Here is a 12,424-nt window from a genome sequence, read left to right as displayed (position 1 = left end):
ATCATTTCGTTAGTACACTAATGTTCATGACACGAAGTGATCCCGACCAACCGCCACTGCGCCAGCGGGTACGCGACGCCGGCGGGTGGTACACGTACCTGAACACGCGGCTCATCCGCCTGGCCGGTCCAGCCTCAGTCGGGCCGTACGAGAGCGAGCCCGAGCCCGCACGCGCCGACCGGGCGTGCCCCCTCTGCGGCCACGCGATGTCACAGCACACGTTCGACCGCAGCGGCCCGAAGCCGCTCATGCACTGCCCCTGATCGGCTCGCTCTCAGCCGCGCTCGATCGTCATGACCCCGCGCGCTGCCGCAGCGCCCACTCCACTTCGTCGGGGTCGCTGTGCGGAACGATGACGCCGTCGCGCATGATCTGGTGACGCTCGTCGCCCTTGCCCACGATGGCGATGAGGTCACCCTCCCGGGCGAGTTCGACGGCCTTGTGGATCGCCTCCGCGCGTCCCCCGACGTCGAAGACCTCCGCGCGTGACCCGCGCGTGCCGGCGACGACGGCTCGTCTGATGGTCTCCGGGTCCTCATCGGCAGGATTGTCATCGGTGACGATCACGATGTCCGACGCCATCGCCGAGAAGCGCCCCATGAGCGGACGCTTGTGGGCGTCGCGGTTGCCGTTGGATCCGATCACCGTGATGATGCGCCCCGGCGTCAGCGGCCTCATCGCCCGCAGCAGCGCGTTGATCGCCTCGGGCTTGTGGCCGGCATCGATGACGACCTGGAACTCGGCATCCACGGGCACGAACTGGACCCGACCCTCGACGCCCGAGAAGCTCGAGATCCCCGCCACGGATGCCGCGAGCGGGTGGCCGACGATGTCGAGGGCGGCGACCGCGGCCAGGATGTTGCTGACGTTGAACTCACCGACCAGCGGCGTGGTGAACCGTGCTGTCTGCCCGTCCGGTCCGATCACGCGGAAGGAGGAGCCATCCAGCCGCAGGTCGATGTCGACGGCGCGCCAGTCGGCGTCGCGCCCCGTGACCGAGAACGACTGCGTGTTCAACTCGGCATCCGCATGCAGACGCCGCCCGGCACGGTCGTCGGCGTTCACGAGCGCGACAGCGGACATCGCCGGCGTGAGCAGCTCGCGCTTCGCCAGGAGATAGGCCTCCTGCGTGCCATGGAAGTCGCGATGGTCGTGGCCGAGGTTCAGAAAGATGCCGACGTCGAAGCGGAGACCCTCGACGCGTCCCATCGTGATGGCATGACTCGAGACCTCGGACGCGACGACATCGACGCCGCGCTCACGCATGAGCGCCAGCAGTGCGTGCATCTGCGGGGCTTCCGGAGTGGTGAGGGTGGAAGGAACGGCGACACCGTCGATGCGCGTTCCCATCGAACCGATGACCCCGGTGCGCCGAGACTGGCGCGCCGCGTCGACGAGATAGGTCGTGGACGTCTTGCCCTGAGTTCCGGTGATGCCGATCGTCTTCAGAGCACGCGCAGGCTGATCGTAGAACCACGCGGCGAGGCCGCCCAACACGCGGCGGGGATGCCCGTCGACCACGATCCGAGGCAGCGCGGAGACGCCGGGCGTGGCATCGATGATGTCGGCGCCCGCCGCGTCGGTGAGCACCGCGACCGCCCCGGCGTTGACCGCATCGGCGAGGTAGTGGGCACCGTGGGCTCGAGCGCCCGGTTGCGCGAGGAAGAGATCACCCGGCTGCGTCGAGGCCGTGCTCAGGGCGATGCCCGTGACGAACGCGTCACCGGCGACACTCGTGGCACCGACCTGGTCGGCGATGTCGGCGAGTGCGCGAGGGATGACCTCCTGCGGACGGTTTGCGGCGCGTTGCTCCGCCCCCGTTTCGAGCTCCGAAGGATCCGACGGGGAGGACTGCTCGATGCTCACCCGGCGACGATAGCAAACCCATGGGAACGCGGCTGTCAGCATCGCCGTGCAGAGTCCGACTTCGCGCCGCCATCAACGGCGCCCGCCTTCGTTCAGGTGGTTCGATGACCCGCGATGGGCGCGCTCACGCGTGGCCCGCATTGACCATCGCGCGCAACTCCTTCTTCAGATCCTGAACTTCGTCGCGAAGCCGCGCGGCAAGCTCGAACTTGAGCTCAGCGGCTGCCGCGAGCATCTGCTGCGAGAGATCCTCGATGGTCGCCTCGAGCTGCATGGCTCCCTCTGCCGCGATGCCCTCTCGGCGCAAGCGCGGCGTCGGCGAGCCTGCTCGACCCGCGCCACCCCCGCGGGCGAGAAGCGCCTTCGTGTCGGAGGCCTCGCGTGCCAGCACATCGGTGATGTCGGCGATCTTCTTGCGCAGGGGTTGAGGATCGATGCCGTGAGCCGTGTTGTACGCGATCTGCTTCTCACGACGACGCTCGGTCTCCTCGATCGCCGAGCGCATCGAATCGGTCATGTTGTCGGCGTACATGTGCACTTCACCGGACACGTTTCGTGCCGCGCGACCGATCGTCTGAATGAGGGACGTGCCGCTGCGGAGGAACCCCTCCTTGTCGGCATCCAGGATGGCCACGAGCGAGACTTCGGGCAGGTCGAGGCCCTCACGCAGCAAGTTGATTCCCACCAGCACGTCGTAGACGCCCTGGCGCAGCTCGGTGAGCAGTTCGACGCGGCGCAGCGTGTCGACGTCGGAGTGGAGGTATCGCACGCGAACACCGTGCTCGCCGAGGAAGTCCGTCAGCTCTTCCGCCATCTTCTTCGTCAGCGTGGTGACCAGAACGCGTTCGTCACGCTCGACACGCACCCGGATCTCCTCCAGCAGATCGTCGATCTGCCCCTTCGAGGGCTTGATCACGATCTGCGGATCGACCAGACCCGTCGGGCGGATGATCTGCTCGACGACGCCGTCGGCGATGCCCATCTCGTAGCGCCCCGGCGTGGCCGACAGATAGACCGTCTGCCCGATGCGGTTCTTGAACTCGTCGAAACGCAGCGGCCGGTTATCGAGCGCGCTGGGCAGCCGGAAGCCGTGGTCCACGAGCGTGCGCTTGCGCGAGGCGTCGCCTTCGTACATGGCACCGATCTGCGGCACGGTGACATGCGACTCATCGATCACGAGCAGGAAGTCGTCGGGGAAGAAGTCGAGCAGCGTGTGCGGCGGCTCGCCGGGCTGCCGACCGTCCATGTGTCGGGAGTAATTCTCGATACCCGAACAGAAGCCGAGCTGTTGCAGCATCTCCAAGTCGAACGTGGTGCGCATCCGCAGGCGCTGCGCCTCCAGCAGCTTGCCCTGACCCTCGAGCTCCGCCAGCCTCTCGGCCAGCTCGGCCTCGATCGTGCCGATGGCGCGATGGACCGTATCGGTGCCGGCGACGTAGTGCGAAGCGGGGAAGATCGGCACACTGTCGAGCTTTTGCACGACGTCTCCGGTGAGCGGATGGAGCATGTACAGCGCCTCGATCTCGTCGCCGAACAGCTCGATGCGAACGGCGTACTCCTCGTAGACGGGAATGATCTCGATCGTGTCTCCGCGCACGCGGAAGTTGCCGCGTGAGAAGTCGACGTCGTTGCGGTTGTACTGCATCGCGATGAACTTGCGGATGAGCGCGTCGCGGTCGTACCGTTCGCCCACCTGGAGGGCGACCATCGCGCGCAGGTACTCTTCGGGCGCGCCGAGGCCGTAGATGCACGACACCGTGCTGACCACGACGACATCGCGGCGACTCAGCAGCGAGTTCGTCGTCGAGTGGCGCAAGCGCTCGACCTCCGCGTTGACCGACGAGTCCTTCTCGATGAAGGTGTCCGTCTGCGGGACGTAGGCCTCGGGCTGGTAGTAGTCGTAGTAGCTGACGAAGTACTCGACGGCGTTGTGCGGCATCAGCTCGCGGAACTCGTTGGCCAGCTGCGCCGCCAGCGTCTTGTTGTGCGCCAGGACGAGCGTGGGTCGCTGCACCTGCTCCACCAGCCATGCCGTCGTCGCCGACTTGCCGGTACCGGTCGCGCCGAGCAGGACGACGTCGGTCTCCCCCGCGTTGATACGCGCCGCGAGCTCGGAGATGGCCTTCGGTTGATCGCCGCTGGGCGCATACTCGCTGACGACCTCGAACGGTCGGACGGATCGCGTGGTCTGCATGCCTCCAGCGTAGGCTCGGCCTCCGACATCGACCGCGTCGTTCGCCCTCGGCGTCCCCGTTGCCGCCGAGCGGCCCGGAGGCGACACGCTCACTCGGCCCCGTACCCTGGAGCCATGCTGGAGTTCCTCGTCGGGTCCGGCCTCGCCGCGGCCGCCGGGCTGAATGCATGGATGCCGCTGTTCGCGCTGGGGCTGTTGGACCGTGTCGTGCCGGTGATCGACCTGCCGGCATCCTGGTCGTGGCTTTCCAGCGACGTCGCACTCTGGATCACCGGTGTCCTGCTCATCGTCGAGATCGTGGCCGACAAGGTTCCCGCGGTGGACTCTGTGAACGACGTCCTTCAGACGGTGGTGCGCCCGGCATCCGGGGGCATCGCCTTCGGCGCCGGATCGAGCGCGCAGACGGTGCGCGTCGACGACCCGACCCTCTTCGCCGGCGCCACGTGGGCGCCCATCGTCATCGGTGTCGTGATCGCGCTGGCACTGCACGCCCTCAAGGCGTCGGTGCGCCCCCTCGCCAATGTGGCCACGGCAGGCGTCGCCGCCCCCGTCCTCTCCGCGGCAGAGGACGTGTCGGCGGGCGCGCTCATCGTGGCAGCGATCTTCGCGCCTGTGCTGGCCGGCGCGCTCATCGTCGCTCTGGTGGTGTCGGCCGTGCTCCTGCTGCGCCGTCGACGCCGTCGTGCACGGCCGTCCGTCGCCTCCGCACCGCTCCCGTGATGCCGCGCCTCAGGGCTGCGCGTGCAGACGCGCCCACAGGGCTTGCACCTGAGCGGACGTCTCGGCCAGCGACCCGGCGGTGTCGATGACGACGTCGGCGATGGCCAGCCGTGCGGCATCGTCGACCTGCGACGCCAACCGTGCGCGGGCCTCGTCGGTGGTGAGTCCGCGGAGAGAGACGAGGCGCTCTTCCCGCAGGGATGCCGGGGCCTGCGTCACGACGATCAGATCCCACGGGTCGTCGGCACGGGCCTCGACGAGCAGCGGGACGTCGTAGACCACGACCGCACCGGGATCGGCGGCGAAGGCCGCAGCGAACCGTCGAGCGGATTCTGCCGCGACGGCCGGATGGACGATGGCGTTGAGGCGGCGGCGGGCGTCGTCGTCGGAGAAGACGATCGCTCCCAACGCCGCACGCTCGAGGCTGCCGTCGGCGGCGATCACCGCAGGACCGAACGCGGCGGCGATCTGCTCGAGCACCGGGGAACCGGGCGTTTGCAGCTCTCGGACGATGGCGTCGGCGTCGACGATGACCGCGCCGTGCTGGGCGAGCAGGCGTGCGACGGTCGACTTGCCGGAGGCGATGCCGCCGGTCAACGCGAGAAGGGGCATGCCTATGAGGATGCCACGTCGGCGTCGGCCACACCGATGGACGGCGCGGCGACGAAGACAGAGGCCTCCGCGATGCGTGCCGCGCGCAGTGCCGCCGAGCGCGCGGCGCTCATGAGGATGCCCGCGTCGTAACCGAGGGAGGAGGTGAGTCCCACGCCCACGCCCACCGACGCGAGACGGCCGTGAACGACCGCGGTGAGCTCGTCGATGGCGCCCCGGAAGAGCGCACTGCCGACCCGTCGGGCGTCGGCGGTCGATTCGGCCAGTGTGCAGATGACGAGCTGCCCGTCGCCGTCCTCACCGACCAGAGCCGCGGCGGGTGCATAGGAGCGGGCCGCATGACGGCACGCGGCCGAGATCGTGTCGACCACGTCGCCGCCGAAGGCGTCGCCGATCTGGTCGAGTCCGTCGGCGCGCAGCACGATGACAGCGATGCCCTCTTGTCGCCACGACGCCCTCTCCACGATGTCGGCGAGGGCTCCGGAGAAGGTCCGCGGGAGCATGACGCCGTCAGCGGCGACGCCGTTGGACGTCAGCCACTCGTAGCGCTGCCGCGTCGTGCGCTGCGAGCGCAGGACCGACATCACGATCGCCGCGACCATCGTCAGGACCACCGTGGCGATGTTCGCGCTGAGGGAGCCGAGCCAGCGCGAGAACAGCTCGCTCTGCGGACCGAGCACCGCGAAGACGACGAGGCGCACCGCGTAGAACAGTCCCGCTGCCGCAAGTACGATCGACAGGGCCCACGCACTGCGCAGGCCGCGCATGGGGCTGCGCAGCGACTCGGCTGCTCCGCTGCCGAAGAGCAGCACGAGCGATGCCGCCATCGCCCACCAGCCACCCCAGCTCCCCCGCGTCGGATACTCGATCAGCGGGGCGACGAAGGTGACCACCGCGAGCAAGCCGACGACCACAGCAGGTATCAGGACGGAGCGGTCGTTGAACCGCCGGCATCCGAGCAGCATGAATCCCGGTACCGAAACGAACAGCGCGTTACCGGCAGCGACCGATACCGCGCCGCCGACGCCCGCGGACCACGCCATGTAGGCGAGCGTCGTCGCCAGTCCGCAGAAGAACGCCACCGCCCACAGCCGTCCGGGGCCGGTGTCGCGCCGCAGCAGCGTATCGAGGATGAACGTCAGACTGGCGACCGAAGCAACGATGGCCGTCATGACCGTCACGCTGAACAGATCGAGGTTCATGCCTCATCCTCCTCGGTGCGCCCTGCGGGCCCGGGCGGGTGTCCAGCGGACGCCTCCTGCTCGAAGACCTCGCGCGTCGCCGGCAGCACCACCGTGAAGACGCTTCCCTCTCCCGCGGTCGAATCGACGGCGATGGTCCCGCCGTGAGCGGCGACCAGATCGCGTGTGATCGTCAACCCCAAGCCGTTGCCCGGCACGGAGGGGGCCGCTCGGAAGAACCGCTCGAACACCCTCGCGGCCGCGTCGGGGGCCATCCCGATACCCGTGTCGGCGACGCGGACGGTCGTGTGCACGCCGTCCGTCGAGGTGGATGCCGTCACACGACCACCGTCGCGATTGAACTTCACGGCATTCGCGATGAGGTTGTCGACCACCTGTCGGATGCGGGCGGGGTCGGCGTACGCCTGCGCCACACCCGACTGCTCTACGCGCAGAGCGACGAAGCGATCCTCTGCGACCGGCATCAGCCCCGCCGCCGCGGCCCGGACGATTTCGGTCATGTCGACGGAGCGGGGATGCAGCCGGGTGTCGATCGATGATCCCGACCGCGACGACGCCGACAGGATGTCGGTGACGATGCCGAGCAGCCGCTCGCTATTGCGGTACGCGGTATCGACGTGCCTGCGCGCGGCATCCGAGAGTCCGCCGCCGTCGAGGACCAGCTCGAGATACCCGAGTATCGACGTCAGGGGGGTGCGTAGCTCGTGCGAGACCGACGCAACCAGGTCATCACGCACGCGCTGGGCGTCACGCTCCGCCGTGACGTCGCGCGCGATCAGCACCGCTCCGGCCGGGGCGCCGTTGTGATCCGTGAGGTGGCGCCCGGCGAAGGCGAACGCGCGTCGACGACCGTCGGGCAGCGCGAACCACAAGACGACATCGTCGAACGACTCCTGGCGTTGCAGACGCACCAGAGGATGCTGCTGAGGGTCGAGGGGCACCAGCTTCTCGTCGGTGACGGCAGCGTCGCCGACGCCGCCGGGAAGGAAACCGGGTATGCGGCCGAAGCGCAGGAGCGCATCGTTCTCGAGAACCACCTCGCCCGCGGCGGAAAGGCGGATGACTCCGAAGTCGACCGTGTCGAGGACTTCGCTGACCAGCTGCTCCTGACGCAGCGCCTCGCGGTGCGCCGCCGACGCGCGCACCGCCTGACGGTCCAACAGCGTCCGCTGCGCGCGGAAACGGCGCGAAGACGAATAGCAGGCGACGCTGACGGCGACGATGACGACCGGAAGGAGAACCACCGAATATGTCCCCGCCGGCGATGCCCCGGTCCAGAGGATGCACCAAAACACGACGGGGATGCCGACCACCGAGATCGCGAAGCCGGCGCGGCCGATCACCGACAGCCACATCGCCGGAAACACCCACAGCAACCCGAAAGCAGCGTTCGGTTCGGCGATGCGCATGAGGGCGATGGCGACGATATCGACGACCGGAAGGACGATCACGGCGTACGGCGGCAAGCGCGACCAGGGTACGGCAAGGCCGGCCACTCCTCCGAGGACCACGAGCAGCACCGCGATCCCGAAGAGACCGCCATTGGTGAGGGACGCCGTGGCGATGCCGATGAAGAACAGCACGCCGACGACGGCGCACAGCACGAGCTGATTGCTCGCCGCGGCGCGGTCGCGCAGTTGGCCGCGAATACGGCCGTCTGCGGGACCGGTGGGGCTCGGGGTGCTCGCCATGGGATGACGTTACAGCCGGGGAGCGCGCGACGGCAGGATGCGACGGCACAGGGCCGCCGCCCGGACGGATCCGGGGCGACGGCCCTGTGCGAATGCGGTGCGGCTCAGCGGCCCGACAGCTTCTCGCGCAGAGCCGCGAGAGCCTCGTCGTCGGCCAGCGTTCCGCCGCCGTTCGAGGAGTCGGACGAGAACGACGATCCGCCGGTCTCGATCGGAGCGGCAGCCTCGGCCTCGAGCGTCTTGGCGACGGCGAGCTTGTGCGCCTCCCAGCGAGCCTGGGCAGCGGCGTACTCCTGCTCCCACTTCTCGCGCTGGGCGTCGAAGCCCTCGAGCCAGGCACCCGACTCGGGGTCGAAGCCCTCGGGGTACTTGTACTCGCCGTTCTCGTCGTACTCGGTCGCCATGCCGTACAGCGCCGGGTCGAACTCGGTGCCGTTGGGGTCGACCGACTCGTTCGCCTGCTTGAGCGAGAGCGAGATGCGACGACGCTCGAGGTCGATGTCGATGATCTTGACGAAGACCTCTTCGCCGACCGACACGACCTGCTCGGCGAGCTCGACGTGCTTGCCGGAGAGCTCCGAGATGTGCACGAGGCCCTCGATGCCGTCCGCGACGCGAACGAACGCACCGAAGGGGACGAGCTTGGTGACCTTGCCCGGTGCGACCTGACCGATCGCGTGCGTGCGGGCGAAGACCTGCCACGGGTCCTCCTGCGTCGCCTTCAGCGACAGGGAGACGCGCTCGCGGTCGAGGTCGACCTCGAGGATCTCGACGGTGACCTCCTGGCCCACCTCGACGACCTCGGAGGCGTGCTCGATGTGCTTCCAGGACAGCTCCGACACGTGGACGAGACCGTCGACGCCGCCGAGGTCGACGAACGCACCGAAGTTGACGATCGACGAGACGACACCCTTGCGGACCTGACCCTTGTGCAGGTTGTTGAGGAACGTCGTGCGCGACTCGGACTGCGTCTGCTCGAGCAGGGCGCGGCGCGAGAGAACGACGTTGTTGCGGTTCTTGTCGAGCTCGAGGATCTTCGCCTCGATCTCCTGGCCGAGGTACGGCGTGAGGTCGCGGACGCGGCGCAGCTCGATGAGCGACGCGGGCAGGAAGCCGCGCAGGCCGATGTCGACGATGAGACCACCCTTGACGACCTCGATCACGGAACCGGTGACGACACCGTCGTTCTCCTTGATCTTCTCGACGTCACCCCAGGCACGCTCGTACTGCGCGCGCTTCTTGGAGAGGATGAGGCGGCCTTCCTTGTCCTCCTTCTGGAGAACGAGGGCTTCGACCTCGTCGCCGACCTTGACGACCTCGTTGGGGTCGACGTCGTGCTTGATGGAAAGCTCGCGCGAGGGGATGACACCCTCGGTCTTGTACCCGACGTCGAGGAGGACCTCGTCGCGGTCGATCTTCACGACGGTGCCTTCGATGAGGTCGCCGTCGTTGAAGAACTTGAGGGTCTTCTCGACCGCGGCCAGGAAGTCCTCAGCAGATCCGATGTCGTTGATGGCGACCTGCTTGGTGGCCGGGGCGGTCGTTGCGGTAGTCATGTAGTGGGTTGTCCTTGTTGGGTTGGATGTCGGGCTCCGGCGCGAGATGATCGCGGGACGGCACACGGACGAAGACGAACGAATGCCCCGCCGGAGCGGTCGGTCAGGGATTGCGTGTCATGAGCGCGCGGCACAGCGCCACACGAATGACACTCCAGGGTATCAGAATCGCCGTGTCATCGCGGGTGTGCTCGCGCGGCGGCGCCGCGGCGTCACCTCAACCCCGCAGCGGGTCGGCGGGGTCCGTCGGATCCAACCCCGGAGCCCCCGGTCGCGACAGCGTGAGCACCGCCCACGCGACGCGCGGACTCTCAGCCAGACGATCCTCGACGGCGTTCAGCTGGGCGGCGACCGCATGTTCGGCGATGTCGCCCACGAGGTCGACGGCGGCGACGACGAACACCCGTCCGGGGCCGACGTATTCGATGTGCAGGTAGGTGATCTGCGCGATCTCGGCCTGTTCCAGCAGACGCTGCAGCGCGGCGGCCCGCACCCGCGGCTCGACCGCGACGCCGACGAGGAAGCGGCGGTTCTGCCGGATCAGCACGATGGCGACCACGGCCAGCAGCACGCCGACGAGGATCGATCCGATGGCATCGGGAGCGGCCGAGCCGGTGAGCTGATGCAACAGGATGCCGAGGAAGGCGATCACCAGTCCGATCAGCGCCGCAGCATCCTCGAAGAACACCGCGCGCAGCGTCGGGTCGGAGGTGTTCATCACGTACTCCAGCACGTCCTTCGCGCTCTCCCGCGCGCGCCGGCGCGACTGGCGCAGCGCCTGCAGGAAGGAGACGCCTTCCAGGATGAACGCGACGCCGAGAACGGCGTAGGAAACGCCGAACAGACCGGCCGGCTCGGGCGCGAACAGCTCCTGCACGCCGTGCATGATCGAGACACCGGCGCCGACCGCGAACAGCCCGAAGGCGGCGAACAGTGACCACACATACGCTTCTCTGCCGTAGCCCGTGGGATGCCGCGCGTCGCGCGGACGCGCCGACCGGCGCGTCGCGACGAAGAGGAAGATCTCGTTGCCGGCATCCGCCCACGAGTGCGCGGCCTCGGCGAGCATGCTCGCCGCCCCGGTGAGTATCGCCGCGACGGTCTTCGCGATCGCCACGAGGAGGTTCGCGCCGAGGGCGATGAGCACCGTCAGCAACGACTCCGCTTCCCCGGTCGGGGCTGCGGGTGCGGGGAGCGCCGCACGGCGGGACGATCGCGGGGGCGCCATGCTCACACGCTACGCGGGGTTGATGACGCCGTCGATGTACAGCCAACGACCATCGAGACGGCGGAAGCGGCTCCGCTCGGCGAGAACGCCGCGCGCGCCGGTGCCGCGCTCGCGCCACGATGCCCGGAACGCGACCGTGGCGCGGACGTCGTCCTCACGACCCTCGGCGGCGTCGATGTCGAGCCGCTCCCATCGCAGGTCCTCGTCGAGCTCCAGTCGGTCGGGCCGAGTGGCGGGGTGCCACGAAGCCAACAGATGAGCGGCGTCACCGAGCGCGAACGCCGTGAACCGCGAGCGCATGAGCCTCTCCGCCGTCGGTGCCGCGACACCGTCGAGAAGCGGGCCGCAGCATCCGGAAAACGCGCTGCCGCTTCCGCACGGGCACGGTGAGTCCGCGACGGGACGACGGCCTCGTGGCAGTGACGCGGCGCCGAAGGACATCCCTCGACTCTACGACGCGGCCTCACGCCGCAGAGTCGAGCGTGACGCTGTGGAAAACAGCGGTGAGCGCGCGGCGCGGTCGTTACCGTGGAGGGCATGTCGAGGCGAGGACACGTACTGTCGGCGATGATGGCGATCGCGGTGACCGGGAGCATCGTCGGGTGCACGCCGCAAGGTGCGCCGTCACCCTCGCCGAGCACGAGCGCCACGGCCTTCTCCTCGGATGCCGAGGCCTTCGCCGCCGCCGAAGCGACCTACCGCGCCTACGTCGATGCTCTGAACAAGGTGGACTTGGCGAAGCCAGAGACGTTCGAGGCGGTGTACGAGCTCACGACCGGTGATGCGAACGACAAGGCGCGGGCCGAGTTCAACTCGCTGCGGTCGCAGGGACTCACCGTTGGCGGATCAACCCAAGTGGTTTCCGTCGAGGCCTCCACCACCTCTACTAGCGACGAGGTCCAACTGCTCGTGTGCGCAGATGTCAGTCAGATCACGCTCACAGACGCTGACGGGCAGTCCAGAGTTTCTCCGGATCGGCCGCCAGTGCAACCCCTCACGGTACGTGTGCTTACCGGTCACCGAACTCCCCTCATTGCGAACATCAGCGGAAGGGAAGGATCACCGCTTTGCTAGTGATTGCTGCTGCCGCTGTCGCCACGCTCCTCGCCACGACACCTAATGCAGTGCTTTCGAGCGGTGCAGAATGCGGGAGCGGGTGGCAGGGCGCCTGCCCCTCAATCTCGAACACGGGATCATCGGTCGAGATCGGGGCGACGCGTCCGGGCGGCTCCGGAGGGTCCGGCGGTTCTCGCGGTGACGACGGAGGCTCGGAGTCCGTTCCGGCGCCGCCCCCGCCGGCGTGCACCGACAGCCTGTGCCGCGGCAACTACTCGGTCTCGGTGTTGCGGCCGACC

Annotated in this window: 11 protein-coding genes; 3 read left to right on the top strand and 8 right to left on the bottom strand. The window is 68.4% G+C overall.

Going from position 1 to position 12,424, the window contains the following annotated elements; genetic code table 11:
- The first annotated feature begins 20 nt into the window (after positions 1-20).
- Positions 21-263: a hypothetical protein gene (locus DEU37_RS08435; RefSeq protein WP_121190218.1), complete on the top strand. Its 243-nt coding sequence runs from the start codon at positions 21-23 to the stop codon at positions 261-263.
- A gap of 28 nt (positions 264-291) precedes the next feature.
- Here DEU37_RS08435 and DEU37_RS08430 read toward each other — a convergent pair whose 3' ends face one another.
- Positions 292-1,866, bottom strand: a complete 1,575-nt coding sequence (locus DEU37_RS08430) for a UDP-N-acetylmuramoyl-L-alanyl-D-glutamate--2,6-diaminopimelate ligase (protein ID WP_259457213.1) — start codon at positions 1,864-1,866, stop codon at positions 292-294.
- A 124-nt stretch (positions 1,867-1,990) separates the two neighbouring features.
- On the bottom strand, positions 1,991-4,060 hold the full coding sequence (gene uvrB, locus DEU37_RS08425; protein WP_121190215.1) for an excinuclease ABC subunit UvrB: 2,070 nt from the start codon (positions 4,058-4,060) through the stop codon (positions 1,991-1,993).
- A 114-nt stretch (positions 4,061-4,174) separates the two neighbouring features.
- Here uvrB and DEU37_RS08420 point away from each other — a divergent pair, with 114 nt between their 5' ends.
- Positions 4,175-4,780 (top strand): DUF4126 domain-containing protein, encoded by a 606-nt coding sequence (locus DEU37_RS08420; RefSeq protein WP_121190213.1) that lies wholly within the window; start codon positions 4,175-4,177, stop codon positions 4,778-4,780.
- Positions 4,781-4,789: 9 nt separating this feature from the next.
- Here DEU37_RS08420 and coaE read toward each other — a convergent pair whose 3' ends face one another.
- From coaE to DEU37_RS08390, 6 genes are all read right to left on the bottom strand, one after another.
- Positions 4,790-5,392: a dephospho-CoA kinase gene (gene coaE, locus DEU37_RS08415; protein ID WP_121190211.1), complete on the bottom strand. Its 603-nt coding sequence runs from the start codon at positions 5,390-5,392 to the stop codon at positions 4,790-4,792.
- A gap of 2 nt (positions 5,393-5,394) precedes the next feature.
- Positions 5,395-6,594: a diguanylate cyclase gene (locus tag DEU37_RS08410; protein WP_121190210.1), complete on the bottom strand. Its 1,200-nt coding sequence runs from the start codon at positions 6,592-6,594 to the stop codon at positions 5,395-5,397.
- Positions 6,591-8,285 carry a cell wall metabolism sensor histidine kinase WalK gene (locus DEU37_RS08405; RefSeq protein ID WP_121190208.1) on the bottom strand — a complete coding sequence of 565 codons (1,695 nt, stop codon included), beginning with the start codon at positions 8,283-8,285 and terminating at the stop codon, positions 6,591-6,593. Before DEU37_RS08405 ends, DEU37_RS08410 begins: the two co-directional genes overlap by 4 nt.
- 104 nt (positions 8,286-8,389) lie before the next feature.
- Positions 8,390-9,841, bottom strand: a complete 1,452-nt coding sequence (gene rpsA, locus DEU37_RS08400) for a 30S ribosomal protein S1 (RefSeq protein WP_005049227.1) — start codon at positions 9,839-9,841, stop codon at positions 8,390-8,392.
- Between the two features lie 217 nt (positions 9,842-10,058).
- Complete coding sequence (locus tag DEU37_RS08395; protein WP_183043634.1) at positions 10,059-11,069, bottom strand: cation diffusion facilitator family transporter; 1,011 nt, start codon at positions 11,067-11,069, stop codon at positions 10,059-10,061.
- Between the two features lie 9 nt (positions 11,070-11,078).
- On the bottom strand, positions 11,079-11,510 hold the full coding sequence (locus DEU37_RS08390) for a YchJ family protein (protein ID WP_259457212.1): 432 nt from the start codon (positions 11,508-11,510) through the stop codon (positions 11,079-11,081).
- 129 nt (positions 11,511-11,639) lie between these two features.
- On the opposite strand from DEU37_RS08390, the gene DEU37_RS08385 reads away from it, so the two are divergent.
- The gene (locus DEU37_RS08385; protein ID WP_147424863.1) at positions 11,640-12,143 is read left to right on the top strand and encodes a hypothetical protein; all 504 of its coding nucleotides are present in this window, start codon (positions 11,640-11,642) and stop codon (positions 12,141-12,143) included.
- Positions 12,144-12,424 lie beyond the last annotated feature (281 nt).

The sequence above is a fragment of the Microbacterium sp. AG790 genome (assembly GCF_003634765.1).
Taxonomy (GTDB): Bacteria; Actinomycetota; Actinomycetes; order Actinomycetales; family Microbacteriaceae; genus Microbacterium.
This window is presented reverse-complemented; position numbering and strand designations above follow the sequence as displayed.